This is a genomic window from Streptomyces sp. NPDC028308 (assembly GCF_055565855.1).
In genome coordinates this window covers 274,820-293,076 of sequence record NZ_JBVHTO010000010.1, presented here as the reverse complement: position 1 = coordinate 293,076, position 18,257 = coordinate 274,820, and the positions used below count along the sequence as shown (strand labels likewise).

At 73.3% G+C, this 18,257-nt stretch carries 15 protein-coding genes; 11 read left to right on the top strand and 4 right to left on the bottom strand.

Features of this window, described 5'->3' with window-relative positions; all coding sequences use genetic code 11:
• Positions 1–8: 8 nt before the first annotated feature.
• Positions 9–1,181 (bottom strand): lipid-transfer protein, encoded by a 1,173-nt coding sequence (locus ACZ4VA_RS24365; RefSeq protein ID WP_355781426.1) that lies wholly within the window; start codon positions 1,179–1,181, stop codon positions 9–11.
• Positions 1,182–1,293: 112 nt separating this feature from the next.
• Here ACZ4VA_RS24365 and ACZ4VA_RS24360 point away from each other — a divergent pair, with 112 nt between their 5' ends.
• Positions 1,294–2,916, top strand: a complete 1,623-nt coding sequence (locus ACZ4VA_RS24360) for a FadD3 family acyl-CoA ligase (RefSeq protein ID WP_468082507.1) — start codon at positions 1,294–1,296, stop codon at positions 2,914–2,916.
• Between the two features lie 225 nt (positions 2,917–3,141).
• Positions 3,142–3,819, top strand: coding sequence for a hypothetical protein (locus ACZ4VA_RS24355; RefSeq protein WP_468082506.1), 678 nt, complete (start codon positions 3,142–3,144; stop codon positions 3,817–3,819).
• Positions 3,820–3,898: 79 nt separating this feature from the next.
• Here ACZ4VA_RS24355 and ACZ4VA_RS24350 read toward each other — a convergent pair whose 3' ends face one another.
• The gene (locus ACZ4VA_RS24350) at positions 3,899–4,102 is read right to left on the bottom strand and encodes a hypothetical protein (protein WP_356163890.1); all 204 of its coding nucleotides are present in this window, start codon (positions 4,100–4,102) and stop codon (positions 3,899–3,901) included.
• A 218-nt stretch (positions 4,103–4,320) separates the two neighbouring features.
• A complete protein-coding gene (gene afsR / locus ACZ4VA_RS24345) occupies positions 4,321–7,272 on the bottom strand; it encodes an SARP-family global regulator AfsR (protein ID WP_356163891.1) in 2,952 nt (983 codons plus the stop codon).
• Between the two features lie 223 nt (positions 7,273–7,495).
• Between afsR and ACZ4VA_RS24340 the strand changes: the two genes are divergently transcribed.
• The 6 genes from ACZ4VA_RS24340 (at position 7,496) to ACZ4VA_RS24315 (ending at position 15,055) form a co-directional block, all read left to right on the top strand.
• A complete protein-coding gene (locus tag ACZ4VA_RS24340) occupies positions 7,496–8,743 on the top strand; it encodes an amidohydrolase family protein (RefSeq protein WP_356163892.1) in 1,248 nt (415 codons plus the stop codon).
• Between the two features lie 93 nt (positions 8,744–8,836).
• Positions 8,837–9,778, top strand: a complete 942-nt coding sequence (locus ACZ4VA_RS24335; protein WP_356163893.1) for a TIGR03619 family F420-dependent LLM class oxidoreductase — start codon at positions 8,837–8,839, stop codon at positions 9,776–9,778.
• An 8-nt stretch (positions 9,779–9,786) separates the two neighbouring features.
• Positions 9,787–10,563: an SDR family NAD(P)-dependent oxidoreductase gene (locus tag ACZ4VA_RS24330; RefSeq protein WP_355784205.1), complete on the top strand. Its 777-nt coding sequence runs from the start codon at positions 9,787–9,789 to the stop codon at positions 10,561–10,563.
• Between the two features lie 128 nt (positions 10,564–10,691).
• The gene (locus tag ACZ4VA_RS24325) at positions 10,692–11,810 is read left to right on the top strand and encodes an LLM class flavin-dependent oxidoreductase (RefSeq protein WP_355784202.1); all 1,119 of its coding nucleotides are present in this window, start codon (positions 10,692–10,694) and stop codon (positions 11,808–11,810) included.
• A gap of 28 nt (positions 11,811–11,838) precedes the next feature.
• The gene (locus tag ACZ4VA_RS24320; protein ID WP_389390842.1) at positions 11,839–13,569 is read left to right on the top strand and encodes an N-acyl-D-amino-acid deacylase family protein; all 1,731 of its coding nucleotides are present in this window, start codon (positions 11,839–11,841) and stop codon (positions 13,567–13,569) included.
• A gap of 34 nt (positions 13,570–13,603) precedes the next feature.
• Positions 13,604–15,055, top strand: coding sequence for an aldehyde dehydrogenase family protein (locus ACZ4VA_RS24315; RefSeq protein ID WP_356239367.1), 1,452 nt, complete (start codon positions 13,604–13,606; stop codon positions 15,053–15,055).
• Positions 15,056–15,180: 125 nt separating this feature from the next.
• On the opposite strand, the gene ACZ4VA_RS24310 is transcribed toward ACZ4VA_RS24315, so the two are convergent.
• Complete coding sequence (locus ACZ4VA_RS24310; protein WP_356163896.1) at positions 15,181–15,576, bottom strand: nitroreductase/quinone reductase family protein; 396 nt, start codon at positions 15,574–15,576, stop codon at positions 15,181–15,183.
• Positions 15,577–15,737: 161 nt separating this feature from the next.
• Here ACZ4VA_RS24310 and ACZ4VA_RS24305 point away from each other — a divergent pair, with 161 nt between their 5' ends.
• The 3 genes from ACZ4VA_RS24305 to ACZ4VA_RS24295 all read left to right on the top strand — a co-directional run bounded on the left by ACZ4VA_RS24305 (position 15,738) and on the right by ACZ4VA_RS24295 (position 18,254).
• Positions 15,738–16,490 (top strand): SDR family oxidoreductase, encoded by a 753-nt coding sequence (locus tag ACZ4VA_RS24305; protein WP_468082505.1) that lies wholly within the window; start codon positions 15,738–15,740, stop codon positions 16,488–16,490.
• Between the two features lie 64 nt (positions 16,491–16,554).
• Positions 16,555–17,472, top strand: a complete 918-nt coding sequence (locus ACZ4VA_RS24300) for an SDR family NAD(P)-dependent oxidoreductase (RefSeq protein WP_356163897.1) — start codon at positions 16,555–16,557, stop codon at positions 17,470–17,472.
• Between the two features lie 68 nt (positions 17,473–17,540).
• The gene (locus ACZ4VA_RS24295) at positions 17,541–18,254 is read left to right on the top strand and encodes a TetR/AcrR family transcriptional regulator (protein WP_356163898.1); all 714 of its coding nucleotides are present in this window, start codon (positions 17,541–17,543) and stop codon (positions 18,252–18,254) included.
• The last annotated feature ends 3 nt before the right edge of the window (positions 18,255–18,257 follow it).

The window sequence follows — 18,257 nt, the reverse complement described above, 5'->3', positions numbered from 1 at the left end:
CGGGCTCCTCAGGTCCTGAGCAGGAGGGCGGAGGTGGGGACGCCTTCGCCGGCCGTGACCAGGCAGGTGGCGGCCCCCGGGACCTGGGCGGTGCTGGTGCCGCGCAGCTGCTTCACGCCCTCGTTGATGAGGTTGAAGCCGTGCACGTACGCCTCGCTCAGGCCGCCGCCGCCGGTGTTGAGGGGCAGCCGGCCGCCGATCTCCAGCGCGCCGCCCTCGGTGAAGGCGCCGCCCTCGCCCCGCCCGCAGAAGCCGTAGCCCTCAAGCGACAGCGGGATGAGGGGGGTGAAGGCGTCGTAGATCTGGGCGACGTCGACGTCCTCGGGGGTGAGGTCGGCGTGCTTCCACAGGTGCCGGGCGGCGGTCCAGGCGGGGCCGGTCAGCGGGTCGTCGGTCCAGTAGTTGACCATGCCGTGGTGCTGGGCGGGCAGGCCCTGGGCGGCCGAGTGGACGTACACGGGCCGGTGGCGGCAGTCGCGGGCCCGCGCGGCCGACACGATCACGCAGGCCAGCGCCCCGTCGGTCTCCAGGCAGTTGTCGAACAGGCACAGGGGTTCGCTGATCCAGCGGGAGTTCATGTACATCTCGCGGGTCAGCGGGCGTTCGTACATCATGGCGGCCGGGTTCTGGTTGGCCCGGTTCCGGCAGGCGAGGGCGACGTTGAACAGGTGGTCGCGGGTGGCGCCGTACTCGTGCATGTAGCGGCGGGCCAGCACGGCGATCTCGTCGGCCGGTCTGAGCAGCCCGAAGGGCCGCGTCCACTGGGCGGGCGTGGGGAGTTGGACGTCCGTGTTGCGCCACGGCCGGGGTCCGCTGCCCCGCTTGCGTGAGCGCCAGGCGACGCCGACGGTGGCCTGGCCGGTGGCGACGGCGGCGGCGAGGTGGGCGACCGTGGCACACGAACCGCCGCCGCCGAAGCCGACCTTGCTGAAGTGGGTCAGGTCGCCGAACCCGACCGCCTTGGCGATCTCCACCTCGTCGGTCTCCTCCATGGTGTAGGAGGCCAGTCCGTCGACCTCGCTCGGTGCGATGCCGGCGTCGTCGAGGGCGGCGAGTACGGCCCGGCACGCCAGGGCCTTCTCGGATTCGGGGAGTTGCTTGGCGAAGGCCGTCTGTCCGATGCCGACGACGGCGGTGGCGTCCTTGATCCCGGCCGTGCTCCCGGGCCCGTTTCCCGACATGGGCACACCTCCGCACGCGGTCCACGACTGCTGACAGGGCGTCAGGTTACAGCTAATCTGACGGTCAGTCAGCTAGCGGTACGTCCGGTCGTCCGGTCAGGGGAGGCGTGCGATGCGCGGGGACCTGGAGTGGGGCAGCATCCCGGGGCTGGTACGGGCGGCGGCCGAGCGGTACGGCGACACCGAGGCCGTCGTGGAGGGCCGTACGCGGGTGTCGTACGCGGAGTTGGGGGCGCGCGTGGAGCGGGCCGCGGCGGCGTGCCTGGCGGGCGGGGTGCGGACCGGCGACCGGGTGGCGGTCTGGGCGCCCAACACCCTGGACTGGATCGTCTCGGCGCTCGGGGCGGTGTGCGCCGGGGCGGTGCTGGTCCCGCTGAACACCCGCTTCAAGGGGGCGGAGGCGGCGTACGTGCTGTCCCGGAGCCGGGCGAGGCTGCTGTTCGTGACGGGCACCTTCCTCGGGACGTCGTACGTGGCCTCGCTTCGGCGGGCCGCCGGCCGGGGGGAGGGAAGGGGCCCGCTGCCGGGGCTGCCCGACCTGGAGCAGGTCGTGGTGCTGGCCGACGACGCCCCCGCCGACTTCCGTACGCTCAAGGACTTCCTGGCGAGCGGGGAGGGTGTCGGGGCGGCGGAGGTGCGGGCGCGCGGTGACGCCCTCGACGGCTCCTCGCCCTCCGACATCGTCTACACGTCCGGGACGACCGGCCGGCCCAAGGGCGCGGTGATCACCCACGCCCAGACGCTGCGGGCCTACGCCGTCTGGTGCGAGCTGTCCGGCCTGCGCGAGGGCGACCGCTATCTGATCGTGAACCCGTTCTTCCACACCTTCGGCTACAAGGCGGGCATCGTCGCCTGCCTCATGCGGGGCGCGACGATGGTTCCGCAGCCCGTCTTCGACGTCGGCACCGTCCTCGCGAACGTCGCCGCGGAGCGCGTCTCGGTGCTGCCGGGGCCGCCCACCCTCCACCAGTCGCTCCTGGACCACCCGTCCCGCGACGCCCACGACCTGTCGGCGCTGCGCCTGGTGGTGACGGGCGCCGCGGTGGTCCCGCTGCGGCTGGTGGAGCGGCTGCGGACCGAGCTGGGGATCGGCACGGTCCTCACCGCGTACGGGCTCTCCGAGGCGAGCGGCATCGTCACCATGTGCCGGCGCGGCGACCCGGCGCCGGTGATCGCCTCGACGTCGGGGCGGGCCATCCCCGGCACGGAGGTACGCGTGGTGGACGCGTCCGGTGCCGTGGTCGGGCCCGGCTCACCCGGCGAGGTCCTGGTCCGCGGATTCAACGTCATGCGGGGCTACTTCGAGGACGCCGCCGCCACGGAGGCCGTCCTCACCCCGGACGGCTGGCTCCGCACGGGCGACGTCGGCGTCCTCGACCCCGACGGCAACCTCCGCATCACGGACCGCATCAAGGACATGTTCATCGTCGGCGGCTTCAACGCGTACCCGGCAGAGATCGAGCAACTCCTCGGCCTGCACCCGGACGTGGCGGACGTCGCGGTCGTCGGAGTCCCCGACGCCCGCCTCGGCGAGGTCGGCAAGGCCTACGTCGTACGCCGCCCGCACGCCACCCTCACCGCGGACGACCTGATCGCCTGGTCCCGCCGGGAAATGGCCAACTACAAGGTCCCGAGAACGGTCGAGTTCGTCCCCGCCCTCCCGCGCAACGCGAGCGGGAAGGTGCTGAAGGGGGAGTTGAGGGGGCACGGGCGAGTGGCGGATGAACACCCCTGAGGGACCCCGGCGGCCCCCTGCGCCGCTTGCGACCCGCTCCTGGGCGCGACTAGGTTCGCTTGCCGTATCGGGGAGTTCGTCGGCGTGTTCAGCGGGAACGGCCTGAGTAGGCGGCCATCAAGGGCGAGGACGCTTCCGGCCGGCCGGCCTCGGCGCGGCTGAAGACCTCCGCCACCGTGTCCGCGGAGCGAGCGACCGAACAGGGCAGACATGAGCGGCGGCAAGATGTCCGGCAGAGTGAAGGTGCTCTGTCTCGTGGTGGTGCTGGTCGTCCTCGGGGCGGGTGTCGCCCTCTGGTCGACCCGCTCCGACGGGGACGCCGTGGCGCTTCGGGCCCCGGCCGAGCCGTGCTGGAACGGGATACCGCGTCGGGCCACGCTGCAGAAGCTGCTCGGTCCCGGCACGGAACTCACCAGCGACACGGACAAGTTCAGGTTCGTCAAGGAGCACTGGCCGAGCAGTTGCAGGTACGAAGCGCTCAGTGACGAAGACGGGCGGGCGCCGGTGCTGAACGTCTCCGCCACGTGGCAGCGGGACCTTCCACCGGTCGAGGAGATCTCCACCATCGACGGGCGCAGGGGTGACACACGTGCCCCGCTGGACATGGGCGCCCACGCGTTCTACGTCCGGGCGTCGCAGGCGGTGTACTTCGAGTGCGACGTCGATCTCCCCGCCGGGGCGCCCGCGTACGTGAAGCGGGACAGGTACGTCGGCGTCTACATCTACGCCCGCCCGATGAAAGGCACCGGACTGTCCGCGGTCGAGGCCCGCAAGGTGGGGCTCGACATCATGCTCCAGCTGGCGCACGACCTCGCCGACCGGGCCGGCTGCGAGAACGACACCGGTCTCCCGGACTCCGTCCCGGCCATCGGCAAGGCCAACTGGCCCGGCTACGACGGCTGAAGACGGGCCCGGACACACTTCGGCCGCGACGGCTCCCCCTCCGCGCCGCCGCGGCCGATCCCCCGTGACGGGTGGCTTCTCAGGCCTTCTCGTCGGTGATGTGCGTGTCGAGCGGCTTCACGGTGCCCGCGTCGGCGTCCGTGATGTGGGTGTCGAGCGGCTTGACCGTGCCCGCGTCGGCGTCCGTGATGTGGGTGTCGAGCGGCCTGATCGTGCCCGCGTCGGCGTCGGTGATGTGCGTGTCGAGCGGCTTGACGGTGCCGTCGGTCTTCTTCTCGGCCATGGTTCCTACTCCCCGTTGGATGTTGGTGAGACAGCCCGCCCGGCGACTCCCCCGAGGGCCGCCGGGCGGGCTGTGCAAGGGCCGTTCACCATATGTGATGGGCCTCTCGCCGATTCGTCTGCCCCCCGACGCGACGTTTCGACGACCTCAGAGTGGCGCAGCGCGATAAACGAACGATGAACGAGCGGGCAGCGGTACCGGAAAGCCGCGGACCGCCCCTACGCCGCGGCCAACGGCGAGAGCAGCGCCCGTACCTCCGTGGACTCGGACGACCCCAGCTCCTCGTAGATGGACAGCGCCTCACGCCAGCAGGCCTGGCCGCGGTCTGTCTGGCCGATCGCGCTCAGCGCCCGTCCGAGGACGGTCAGCACGTTCCCGCGGCGCCAGTCGCCGCCGATCCCGCGCAGCACCGCGAGCGACTGCTCGGCGAGGGCGGCCGCCCGCGCGGGTTTGCCCTCCGTCAGCCGGATCTCCGCCATACGGAAGATGGCCATGCCCTCCCAGAGCCGCTGGCGGCTGTCCCGGAAGACGTCGAGCGCCTCGGTCAGTTCCGCGACGGCCTTGCCGGGATCGCCCGCCTGGGCCAGCGCGAGGCCGAGCGCGTAGCGTCCGTTGGCGCCGCGCAGGGTGTGCCCGAGATGGTCGTAGATGCCGATGCCCTGTTCGGCGAGCGCGATGGCGCTGGCCGTCTGGCCCATGGCCAGCTGCGCCCGCGAGAGGTTGCACAGGGCACTGGCCTCACCCGCCAGGTTCCCGTCGGCCCGGAAGCAGGTGATGGCCTGCTGGAGGTACGCGGCCCCCTCGGCGTGCTGACTGCGGTAGACCGCGATGACCCCGAGGTGGTTGGGCACCCAGCAGTTGAGGGCGGCGTCGTCGATCTCGCGCGCGAGCGCCGCGGCCCGTTCCGCCTCCTCCGCCGCCCGGTCGAAGCGGCCGCCGGCCAGATGGGCCTCGGTGAGGGCCGTCCGGGCCCGGGCCTCCGCCCGCGGATCGCCGGCCCGCTCGGCGGCGTCGCGCGCGCCCACCGCGTTGCCGCCGTAGTCACGGGCGTTGGCGCCGGACTCCGCCAGGTCCTTCGCCGCCCACAGGAGGTCCACCGCCCTGCTGAGCCGGTCGTCGCCGAGGGACTGGTGGACGCAGGCCAGCAGGCAGTTGGCCTCCGCGTACAGCCAGTCCAGCGCCGCGTGGCGGTCGGCGAACCGCAGCCCCGGGTACTCGGTCGGCTCCAGATGATCCACCAGCCGGTCCCCCGGCCGCTCGATCGCGTACACCCCCGCGGCCGTCGCCAGATAGAAGTCCAGGAGCCGCGACATCGCCGCGTCCCGTTCCGTCGGGGGGTGTTCGTCGCGTTCGGCGCAGGCACGCGCGTAGAGCCGGACCAGGTCGTGGTAGCGGTAGCGGCCGGGCGCGGCGGATTCCAGGAGGGACGTGTCGACCAGGGACTCCAGGAGGTCCTCCGTCTCCTCGACGGGGAGGTCCAGGACCGCGGCCGCGGCGGCCAGCGAGATGTCGGGGCCGTCGGCGAGGCCGAGGAGGCGGAAGGCGCGGGCCTGGGCCGGTTCCAGCTGGCCGTAGCCGAGCTCGAACGTCGCCTTGACGGCGAGGTCGCCCGCCTGGAGCTCGTCGAGCCGGCGCCGCTCGTCGGCGAGCTTCGCGGCCAGCACCGAGACGGTCCAGGTGCGCCGGGCGGCCAGCCGGGACGCGGCGATCCGGATGGCGAGCGGCAGGAACCCGCACGCGGCGACCACGTCCAGCGCGGCCTCCCGCTCCGACGCCACCCGCTCCGCCCCGACGATCCTGGTGAAGAGCTGGAGGGCCTCCTCCGGGGACATCACGTCCAGGTCGACCAGGTGCGCCCCGGCGAGGTCCACCATGCGCACCCGGGAGGTGACGAGCGCCGCGCACCCCTCCATCCCGGGGAGCAGCGGACGTACCTGCGCGGCGTCGCGGGCGTTGTCCAGCAGCACCAGGACGCGGCGGCCGTCCAGGGCGGACCGGTACAGCGCGGCGCGCTCCTCCAGGGAGTCGGGGATGGCGGATTCCGCGGTGCCGAGGGCGCGCAGGAAGGCGCCGAGCACCGTCTCGGGTTCCGCTGCGCGGGCCCCGGCGCCCTGGAGGTCGACGTAGAGCTGCCCGTCGGGGAAGGCGCCGCGCGCCTGGTGGGCCACGTGCACGGCCAGGGTGGTCTTGCCGACGCCACCGATGCCCGCGAGGGCGGAGACGGCCATCACCCGGCCCTCGGCGGTCGACGCGGCGGCCAGGACGTCGCTCAGTTCCTGGACGAAGGCCGCGCGCCCGGTGAAGTCGGTGACGGTGGCCGGGAGTTGCGCGGGCCGTACGGGGGTGGCCACGGGTTCCGCGGGCGGCGCCGAGGGTTCCGCGAGCCCGGGGTCCGCCCGCAGGATGCGCTGCTGGAGCTCCCGGAGGCCCGCCCGGGGGTCGACGCCCAGCTCGTCGGCGAGCAGCCGCCGGGTGTCGGCGAAGACCGCGAGGGCCTCGGCCTGCCTGCCGGAGCGGTACAGCGCCAGCATCAGGAGTTCACGCAGGCGTTCCCGCAGCGGGTGGGCCGCCGTCAGGGCGGTCAGCTCGGACACGGCCTCCGCGTGGCAGCCCTGTTCCAGGTCCATGTCGAGGCGGGTTTCGAGGAGTTGGAGCCGCCACTCCTCCAGGCGGGTGCGCTGGGTGTCGGCGTAGGGGCCGGGGACGCTCGCGAGCGGCTCCCCGTCCCACAGGGCCAGCGCCTCGTTGAGCAGGGCGCGGGCCCGGCACAGGTCGGCCGCGGCCTTGGCCTTCTCGGCGTCGGCGGCCAGCTGCTGGGCGCGGGCCAGGTCCAGGGAGCCCGGGTCCGCGAGGCGGATGGCGTAGCCGCCGGACTCGCTGACCAGCGTGCCGGGGTTGAGGACCTTGCGGAGCCGGGACGCGTAGGTGCGGACGGCTGCCAGCGCCTGGGAGGGGGGCTCCTCGCCCCACAGCGCGTCGATCAGCTCGGAGGCCGTCGCCGTACGCCCTTCGCGCAGCAACAGCGCGGCGAGCAGGGCGCGTTGCTGCGGGGACCCCATGGGCAGGGGCTCCGCCCCGCGCCAGGCGCGCACCGGGCCGAGCACGCCGAAGCGCAGCGCCACCGAGTCCTCGGGGCTCCGCTGCTCCGGCACTCGCGGTACACCGTCCATCGCTGTCCCCCTGCCGACCGTCATGACAACGAGGCCAGTTTGCCTTGTTCATGGCGGATGCGTCAGCCGTGGGAGACAGCGATCACAGGGGGCCGCACGGGACGGCACACAGTCCTCACACGCTCTCCTCACAGTTGCGCCCGGAGCGGCCCGGCGCGGACGGCGGAAGCGGGTGCCCGACAGGGAGCTGACGGGTCGTCAGATCGGCGCTACGGTGACTCGTATGGAGACCACGGAAACCACGGAGAGTCCCGCGCAGCCCTTCCCGAAGATCATCTCGGTGGACGACCACACGGTGGAGCCGCCGGGCGTCTGGCAGGACCGGCTCCCGGCGAAGTACCGGGACCGGGGTCCGCGCGTGGTCCGCGCGCCGCTCAAGGAGATGACCTTCCTGGGCGGCAGGTTCGCGCCCGTGATGGGCGCCCCGGGCGACGACGGGCCGATCGGTGACTGGTGGGTGTACGAGGACCTGCGCCGCCCGCTGACCCGGCTCGACACCGCCGTCGGCTACGCGCGGGACGAGATCAAGCTGGAGATCATCACGTACGAGCAGATGCGGCCCGGGTCCTACGACGTGCCGCAGCGCCTGGCCGACATGGACGTCAACCACGTCCAGTCGGCGCTGTGTTTCCCCACCTTCCCCCGGTTCTGCGGGCAGACGTTCACCGAGGCCGAGGACCGCGAGCTGGGGCTGCTCGGGGTGCGCGCCTACAACGACTGGATGGTGGAGGAGTGGTGCGGCCCCGCGGCCGGGGGGCGCCTGATACCGCTGACGCTCATCCCGCTGTGGGACGCGGAACTCGCCGCCGAGGAGGTGCGGCGCAACGCCGCCCGGGGCGTGCGCGCGGTGGCCTTCTCCGAGATCCCGCCGCACCTCGGGCTGCCCTCCGTGCACACCGACGACTGGGACCCCTTCCTCGCGGCCTGCGACGAGACCGGCACGGTCATCGCCATGCACATCGGCTCCAGCAGCCGCATGCCCTCCACCTCCGCCGACGCCCCGCCCGCCGTCGGCTCCACCATCACCTTCGCCAACTGCTGCTTCTCGATGGTCGACTGGCTGATGAGCGGCAAGTTCGAGCGCTTCCCGGACCTGAAGGTGATGTACGCCGAGGGCCAGATCGGCTGGATCCCCTACATCCTCGAACGCGCCGACGTCGTGTGGGAGGAGAACCGCGGCTGGGGCGGCGTGGCCGACAAGGTGCACCGGCCGCCGTCCGAACTCTTCGCGGACCACGTCTACGGCTGCTTCTTCGACGACGCCTTCGGCCTGCGGAACCTGGACGCGATCGGCGTCGGCAACGTCCTGTACGAGACCGACTACCCGCACTCCGACTCGACCTGGCCGAAGTCCCGCGAGGTGGGCGAGGCGCAGATGGGCCACCTGGCGCCGGACGTGGTCGACCGGATCGTGCGGCGCAACGCGATCGAGCTGCTGGGGCTGACGCAGGACGGGCTCTGGAGGGCGTGAGGGGCGGTCTGAGGGCCGGTCCGCCCCGCCTTCCGGGCGCAGCGGGCCACGGGCACGGCACGGACACGACGACCGTGGGTTGAGGGGTGCGCCATGGAGATGCCGCAGCACGGACGACTGGCGTACGGGATGCAGCTTCCCGTCCAGTCGCAGAGCACCATCTACGCCGAGCCGTGGGAGGCGGAGGCGGGCCCCGGCGACCTGGTCGAGATCGCCCGCACCGCCGACCGCTCCGGCTTCGCCTACCTCGCGAGCTGCGACCACGTCGGCGTCCCGCGCCGCCTCGCGGACGCCATGAGCACCGTCTGGTACGACCCCGTCGCGACGCTCGCCTTCCTGGCGGGCGTGACCGAGCGCGTCCGGCTGCTCAGCCACGTCGCCGTGGTCGGGCTGCGCCACCCCCTCGTCACCGCGAAGCAGTACGCGACCCTCGACCACCTCTCGGGAGGCCGGCTGGTCCTCGGTGTCGGCGCCGGGCACGTACGGGAGGAGTTCGAGGCGCTCGGCGTGGACTTCGAGCGGCGGGGCGCGGTCCTCGACGAGTCCATCGACGCCCTGCGGGCCGCGCTCGGCCCCGACGAGTACCCCGAACACCACGGCAGGCTCTACGACTTCGGGGGACTCGGACAGCGCCCGCGGCCCGCGCAGGACCGGGTCCCGGTCTGGGTCGGCGGGTCCTCCGCGGCCGCGGTGCGCCGGGCGGCCGTCCGCGGGGACGGCTGGCTGCCGCAGGGGGACCCGCGCGAGCGGCTCCCGGAGCAGATCGCGCGGCTGCACCGGCTCCGGGCGGAGGCGGGCGTCGGCGAGCCCCTGGTCGTAGGGGCCATCACCGAGCCGCTGTACGTGGGGGAGCCGGCGTGGGACGTGGGGCGGCGGACGCTGCGGGGGGCGCCGGACGCGCTCGCCGAGTCGCTGCGCGCGTACCGGGCGATGGGGGTGCACCAGATCCAGGTGCGCTTCCGGTCCCGGAGCCGGTCCGAACTCCTCGACCAGATGGCCGCCTTCGGCGCGGACGTCGCGCCCCACCTCGACTAGGGAGAGCCATGGGCAAGCTGGACGGACGCGTCGTGATCGTCACCGGCGCGGCACGCGGGCAGGGCGAGCAGGAGGCGCGGCTCTTCGTCGCGGAGGGCGCGGGCGTCGTCGTCGCGGACGTGCTGGACGACCAGGGGGAGGCTCTCGCCAAGGAGATCGGCGCCCGGTACGTCCATCTCGACGTGAGCCGGGAGGACGACTGGCGCGCCGCGGTGGACGCCGCGAGGACGGCGTACGGGCACGTCGACGGGCTGGTCAACAACGCCGGCATCCTGCGCTTCAACGAGCTGGTGGGCACCCCCCTGGAGGAGTTCGAGGAGGTCGTGCGGGTCAACCAGACGGGCGTCTTCCTCGGGATCAGGACCGTGGCGCCCGAGATCGCGGCGGCGGGCGGCGGCACCATCGTCAACACGGCGTCGTTCGCGGGCCTGACCGGCATGGCGTACGTGGGCGCGTACGCGGCGACGAAGCACGCCATCGTCGGGCTGACCCGGGTTGCCGCCCTGGAGCTGGCCGCCCGGAACATCCGGGTCAACGCCGTCTGCCCGGGGGCCATCGACACCGCCATGAGCAATCCGGCCCAGCTCGACCCCGGTGGGGACGTCGTGGCCGGCGCCGAGGCGCTCGACGCGGTCTACAGCAAGCTCGTGCCCCTCGGCCGGATCGGGCGGCCCGAGGAGGTCGCCCGGCTCGCCCTCTTCCTGAGCTGCGAGGACTCCTCGTACATCACCGGCCAGCCCTTCGTGATCGACGGCGGCTGGCTGGCGGGGGTCAGCGTCATCTGACGAGCATGAGGACGCCAGCTGACAGTACGTCAGCTATTGACGGTCCAGGTGCCCGGTGGAACAGTCGCCTCAACACATCTGACGGTGCGTCAGAAACACCGTCGTCATCGCAGGGACGGTGAACCGCCTTGGAATTCGGGCTCTTTGTACAGGGATACGTGGGCAAGCGCGCCGAGACCGACCCGCTCGCCGAGCACAAGGCGCTGATGGAGGAGACCGAGTACGTCATCCAGGCGGACAAGTCCGGCTTCAAGTACGCCTGGGCCTCCGAGCACCACTTCCTGGAGGAGTACTCGCACCTCTCCGCCAGCGATGTCTTCCTCGGCTATCTGGCCCACGCCACCGAGCGCATCCACCTCGGCTCCGGCATCTTCAACCCGCTCGCCCAGGTCAACCACCCGGTGAAGGTCGCCGAGAAGGTCGCGATGCTCGACCACCTCTCCGAGGGGCGCTTCGAGTTCGGGTCCGGCCGCGGCGCCGGCTCCCACGAGATCCTCGGCTTCATCCCCGGCGTCACCGACATGAACTACACGAAGGAGATCTGGGAGGAGACCATCGCCGAGTTCCCGAAGATGTGGCTCCAGGACGAGTACGCCGGCTTCCAGGGCAAGCACTGGCAGCTCCCGCCGCGCAAGGTCCTGCCGAAGCCGTACGGGAAGTCGCACCCCGCCATGTGGTACGCCGCCGGTTCGCCGCCCTCGTACGCCATGGCCGCCCGCAAGGGCCTCGGCGTGCTCGGCTTCAGCGTGCAGAAGGTCTCCGACATGGAGTGGGTCCTGGAGCAGTACAAGACGGCGATCGTGGAGGCGCGGCCGGTCGGGGACTTCGTCAACGACAACGTGATGGTGACGTCGACGGCGGTCTGCGCGCCCACCCACAAGGAGGCCGTACGGATCGCGGCGGGCGGCGGGCTGCACTACCTCCAGTCGCTCGTCTTCCGCTACCACGACACCTTCCCGCGCCCCGAGGGCTTCCCGGTGTGGCCCGAGACGCTGCCCGAGTTCAACGAGGAGATCATCGAACTCCTCATCGCCGAGGAGCTGTTGATCTGCGGCGACCCCGACGAGGTGCTGACCCAGTGCAAGCGGTGGGAGCAGGCCGGGGCGGACCAGCTCTCCTTCGGGCTGCCCATCGGCATCTCGCGCGAGGAGACGCTCCAGACGATCAGGCTGGTCGGCGAGCACGTGATCCCGAAGATCGACACGGATCCGGTGCACCGCACGACCCGGTTCCGCCGGTCCGCGTGACGCCGACGGGCGAGGAAGGGGCGCAGGCATGCTCGACCATCTGATCAGGGGCGCCACCGTCGTGGACGGGACGGGCGCCCCCGCGTACACCGCCGACGTCGGCATCCGGGACGGTCGCATCGCCGCCCTCGGACGGATCACCGAGGAGGCGAGGACGGCCGAGGACGCGCACGGACTCGTGCTCGCCCCCGGCTTCGTCGACCCGCACACCCACTACGACGCCCAGCTGTTCTGGGACCCGTACGCGACCCCGTCCCTGAACCACGGGGTGACCACCGTCGCGGGCGGCAACTGCGGCTTCACGCTCGCGCCGCTCAACCCCGCCCGCCCCGGCGACGCCGACTACACGCGCCGCATGATGTCCAAGGTCGAGGGCATGTCACTGGTCGCCCTGGAGGAGGGCGCGCCGTGGACCTGGCACACCTTCGGCGAGTACCTGGACGCCCTGGAGGGGCGGATCGCCGTCAACGCCGGGTTCATGGTGGGGCACTGCGCGCTGCGCCGGTACGTCATGGGGCCGGACGCGGTGGGCGGGCAGCCGACCGAGGAGCAACTGGCGCGGATGCTCGCGCTCTTCCATGAGGCGATGGACGCCGGGGCCTGGGGCCTGTCGACCACGCAGTCCTCCACGCACTCGGACGGCGACGGGAAACCGGTCGCCTCCCGGCATGCCCGGCCCGCCGAACTCCTCGCGCTCGCACGGGCCGTGGCCGAGCACGAGGGCACCCAGATCGAGGCGATCGTGGCCGGCTGCCTCGACCAGTTCAGCGACGCCGAGATCGACCTGCTCGCGGAGATGAGCGCGGCGGCGGGACGGCCCCTGAACTGGAACGTCCTGACGATCGACGCAGCCGTGCCGGAACGCGTCCCGCGCCAGCTGGAGGCGAGCGCGCGCGCCCGCCGGGCCGGCGGCCGGGTCGTCGCCCTCACCATGCCGATCCTCACCCCGATGAACATGTCGCTGGGCACCTTCTGCGCGCTGAACCTGATCCCCGGCTGGGGCGAGGTGCTCGGCCTGCCCGTGCCGGAGCGCATCGCACGGCTGCGCGACCCGGCGGTCCGGGCGGAGATGCTGCGGCGCGCGGACAGCAAGGAGGCCGGCGTCTTCCGGCGGCTCGCCCACTTCGGGCGGTACGTCATCGGGGACACCTACAGCCCGGCGAACGAGGGCCTCACCGGCCGGGTCGTGCGGGACATCGCGGCGGAACGCGGCCAGGAGCCCTTCGAGTGCCTGGTCGAGATCTGCGCCAACGACCGTCTGCGCACGGTGCTGTGGCCGATGCCCAGCGACAACGACCCCGACTCCTGGGCCCTGCGGGCCGAGACCTGGCAGCACGAGGACGTCCTGCTCGGCGGCTCCGACGCGGGCGCCCACCTGGACCGCATGTGCGGGGCGCCGTACACGACCCGCTTCCTCGGGGACTGCCTGCGCGGCCGGAAGCTGGTCCCGCTGGAGCAGGCGGTGAAGATGCTGACCGACGACCCGGCGCGGCTCTTCGGGCTGCGGGAGCGGGGCCGGGTCGCGGAGGGCTTCCACGCCGACCTCGTGCTCTTCGACCCGGCGCGGATCGACGCGGGCAAGGCCACCCTGGTGCACGACCTGCCGGGCGACAGCCCGCGGCTCGACTCCCGGGCGATCGGGATCACGGCCGTGTGGGTCAACGGCGTCGAGTCGATCCGCGACGACGTCGTCACCGGCGCCGTGCCGGGCCGGGTGCTGCGCTCGGGTCGCGACACCCGCACGGTGAGCACCCGGTGAGCGGCGGCGGACCGGAGCGGTTCGGGGAGGGCGGGTGAGCGAGGGGCAGCGGCTGTTCGTCGGGGGCGCCTGGGTGCCGCCCGACGACGGGTTCTACGAGGTGACCGACCCGGCGACCGAGGGCGTCGTCGGGCTCGCCCCGGAGGCGTCGCGGGAGCAGGTGTACGCGGCGGCGGCCGCCGCCCGCGAGGCCTTCGGCCCCTGGTCCCGCACGCCCGCAGGGGAGCGGGCCGCCGTCCTCGCCCGGGCCGCCGGGCTCATTCGGCGCGACCTCGTGTCCTGCGCGGAGCTCGCGCAGGCGGAGAGCGGCGCCACGACGGGCACGGCGCGCGCCATGCAGGTCGGCGTCGCGGCGGCCCGCTTCCAGCGGTACGCGCGCGTCGAGCCCGTGGAGCAGCCGCTGCCGCCGCAGGTCAACGAGGCCGGGCCGTTCGGCCCGGCGGCGGTGATGGGCGCGCTGGCCGTGCGCCAGCCCGTCGGCGTGGTCACCTGCGTCACCTCGTACAACAACCCCTGGGCGAACCCGGCGGGCAAGGTCGCCCCCGCCCTGGCCATGGGCAACACGGTGGTCGTGAAGCCCGCCCCGCAGGACCCGCTCTCGGTCTACCGGATGGCCGAGGCGCTGGAGGCGGCGGGCGTGCCGCCGGGTGTCGTGAACGTCGTCGGCGGTTCGCGCACGGAGGTCGGCGAGGCCGCCGTGGACTCGCCCGACGTGGACATGGTGAGCTTCACCGGTTCGACCGCCGTCGGGCAGCGCATCGCCGAGGTGTGCGGGCGCGGGATGAAGCGGCAGCTGATGGAGCTGGGCGGCAAGGGCGCGGCGCTCGTCTTCGAGGACGCGGACCTGGAGTCGGCGGTGGCCGGGATCGGCACGACGTTCTCGTTCTACAGCGGGCAGATCTGCACGGCGCCGACGCGGGTGCTGGTGCAGCGGCCGGTGCACGACCGGCTCGTCGCGCGACTGGCCGCCTACGCCGGGCACTTGAGGGTGGGCGATCCGCGCGAGTCCGGCACGGTCGTCGGGCCGGTGATCTCGGCGGCGCACCGGGACCGGGTGGAGTCCTACGTCGAACTCGGGCGCAAGGAGGGGGCGCGGGTCGTCACCGGGGGCCGCCGGCCGCCGTACGAGCGCGGTTTCTACGTGGCTCCGGCGCTGCTCGCCGACTGCACCCCCGACATGCGGGTGGTCCGCGAGGAGATCTTCGGGCCGGTGGTCGTGGTGGTCCCCTTCGACGACGAGGACGAGGGGGTCGAGCTGGCCAACGACAGCGACTACGGCCTGATCGACTACGTCTGGTCGGGCGACGTGGCGCGGGCCTTCCGGGTGGCGCGCAGGCTGCGGGCCGGCGGGGTCGGCGTCAACACCGTGGGCCGCAACATGGAGGCGCCGTTCGGCGGCTTCAGGAAGAGCGGGGTGGGCCGCGACGTCGGCTCGTACGCCCTGCACGCGTACAGCGAGGTGCAGTCGATCGTCTGGGCGGGGTGACCGCCGGGCCCCCGGGGGGACCGGCTGACGGCCGCCGGTCCCGGCGGTACGGGACCGGTGGCCGCCCGCGGTGACTGACGACCGTCCGTGTTCCCGGCGGTGCGCGGGCCCGGTGAGGTCCCGGCTCAGTCGGTCAGGTCGACCCGGACGGTCAGCAGGTCCGTGCCCAGGGCGCGCACCCCGGCGCTGTTCACGCGGGGCAGGGACCGCAGCCGCGCCCGGGCGTCGTCACCCGGCAGCGGACGGGCGACGCCGTGGTGCCACCGGCCCCGGACGCGCACCCTGACCCGCGGGTCCGCCCGGATGTTGCGCACGTACTGCGACTTCTCCCCGTACTCGGAGACCAGCCAGAACGTCCCCCCGGTCCGGCGCCCGCCGACCGGCGTGCGGCGCGGCAGCCCCGAGACGCGCCCGGTGGTCTCCAGCAGGGTCTGGAACGGCAGCCGCCGCATCAGCGGGTTGGCGATCCGCCGCTGGAACGACGTCACCGCCCGGTACTTCACCTCGTGATACCGCGCCATCCCGTTCCCTTCCGCACCCGGCCACCGATGCCGTGACCGTACCCCTGCCCGTCGTCCGTAGCGCCGCTATCAACGAGGGGTAGCGTCGCTAACGCTTGAGTGTTAGCGTTGCTCTCGTCAGTACGTGAACACCGCTACTCCATCGAGACGAGGAGCACGTCATGAGCGAGCAGCCCACCCCCACCCCCGGCACCCGGGTCGCGATCGTCACCGGCGGTTCGCGCGGCATCGGCCGGGAGACCGCGGAACGCCTGGGCGCCGACGGGTACGCCGTCGTCGTCACCTACGCGGGCAACGCGGCCGAGGCGGACAAGGCCGTCGCCGCCATCACCGGCAGCGGCGGCCGGGCCGTCGCCGTCCGCGCCGACGTGGCCGAGGAGAGCGAGGTCGCGGCCCTCTTCGACGCCGCCGAATCCGCCTTCGGCGGCGTCGACGTGGTCGTCCACGCGGCGGGCGTCATGAGCGTCGCCCCGCTGGTCGACACCGACCTCGACGTCCTGGACCGGATGCACCGCACCAACATCCGTGGGACGTTCGTCGTGGACCAGCAGGCCGCGCGCCGCCTGCGCGCGGGCGGCGCCATCATCAACTTCTCCAGCTCCGTACCGGCCCTCGCCCTCCCCGGCTACAGCGCGTACGCCGCCTCCAAGGGCGCCGTCGAGGCCATGACCCTGATCCTGGCCCGCGAGCTGCGCGGCCGGGACATCACCGTCAACGCGGTGGCCCCCGGACCGACGGCCACCGCGCTGTTCCTGGACGGCAAGGACGAGGAGACCATCGCGCGCATGGCCGCCCAGCCCCCGCTGGAGCGCCTCGGCACCCCGCGGGACATCGCCGAGGTCGTCGCCTTCCTCGCCGGCCCCGCGCGCTGGGTCAACGGCCAGGTCCTGCGCGCCAACGGCGGCATCGTCTGACCCAGGGGCCGCAGTCCCCACCCCTCCCACCCCATCCCTCCCGCCTTCTCCGAGGAGTCCCGTCATGGGCAGCACCATCGTCATCACCGGCGCGGGTTCCGGGTTCGGCGCGCTGACCGCGCGCGCACTGGCCCGGGCCGGCCACACCGTCTACGCGGCGATGCGGGACACCCGCGGCCGCAACGCCGCCCGGGTCGCCGACGCCCGCGCCTACGCCGCCGAACACGGCGTCGACCTGCGGACCGTCGAGCTGGACGTCCTCTCCCAGGAGTCCGCGGACGCCGCCGTCGCCACGGTCCTCGCCGAGAGCGGCCGGCTGGACGTCGTCGTCCACAACGCGGGCCACATGGTGACCGGCCCCACGGAGGCCTTCACCCCCGAGGAGCTGGCCGCCGTCTACGACACCAACGTCCTCGGCACCCAGCGCGTCAACCGGGCCGCGCTGCCGCATCTGCGGGCCCGGGAGCACGGCCTCGTCGTGTGGGTCGGCTCCTCGTCCAGCCGGGGCGGCACCCCGCCCTACCTCGCGCCGTACTTCGCCGCCAAGGCCGCCATGGACGCGCTCGCCGTGTCGTACGCCGCCGAGCTGGCCCGCTTCGACATCGAGACCACCATCGTCGTGCCGGGCGCCTTCACCTCCGGCACCGAGCACTTCGCCACCGGCGGCCACCCCGCGGAGCAGGCGGTCGTGCCCGCCTACGAGGAGCGGTACGCCGGGATGATGGACCAGGTCGCCCGGCGGCTGGCCGCGCTGGCTCCGGCCGACGCCGACGTCTCGCAGGTCGCCGACGCGATCGTCGCCGTCGTGGACACGCCGCACGGCGAGCGGCCCTTCCGGGTCCACGTCGACCCCGCGAACGACGGGTCGGAGGAGGTCAGCCGGGTCGCTGACCGCATCCGCGCCGAGTTCCTCACCCGCATCGGCCTCGAAGACCTGCTGGCGCCCCACAAGGGCGGGCGGCGGACGGCGCCCGCTTCGTGAGGCGGGCCACCGGACCGCCCGGGGGTAGCGTCGCTACCGCCCTCCCGGGGACGGGTAGCGTCGCTCCCGTGAGTACGAGAGCGCGCATCCTCGAAGTGGCGGCCGCCCTGGTCGCCGAGTCCTCGGACGGGGACGTCTCGACCCGGGCCGTGTGCGAGGCGGCGGGCGTCGGCGCCCCCGCGCTCTACCGCCACTTCGGCGACAAGGAGGGACTGCTGTCCGCCGTCGTCGACCACGGCTTCGGCCGGTACCTGGCGACCAAGCGGGAGCGCGTCCCCGGCACGGACCCCGTCCAGGACCTGCGCGACGGCTGGGACACCCACACCGACTTCGCCCTGCGCAACCCGAGCCTGTACCGGCTCATGAACTCCCCGGCGATGCGCACACCCCCGGCCGCCGCCCTGGAGTCCCACCGGATCCTCACCTCGGACCTCCAGCGGGCCGCCGAGCAGGGCAGGCTGCGGCTCGCACCGGAACTCGCGGCCCAGATGATCATGTCCGCGAACGTCGGGGTGGCGCTGATGCTGGTGTCCCGGCCGGCGACCTTCGACGACCACGGCATCTCCCGGCGGGTACGGGACGCCGTGCACGCGGCCGTCTTCACCCCGGACGTCATGGCCGACGCCCCCGGTGAGCCCCGACCGGACGCGCCGGACGTGCCCGCCACCGCCGCCCGGCTCGGCGCCGTGCTCCGCCGGACCCCGCACCCGTCCCTCACCCCGGCCGAGGGGGGCCTGCTCACCGAGTGGCTCGACCGCCTCGCCAACAGCCCGCGGCAGTAGCCC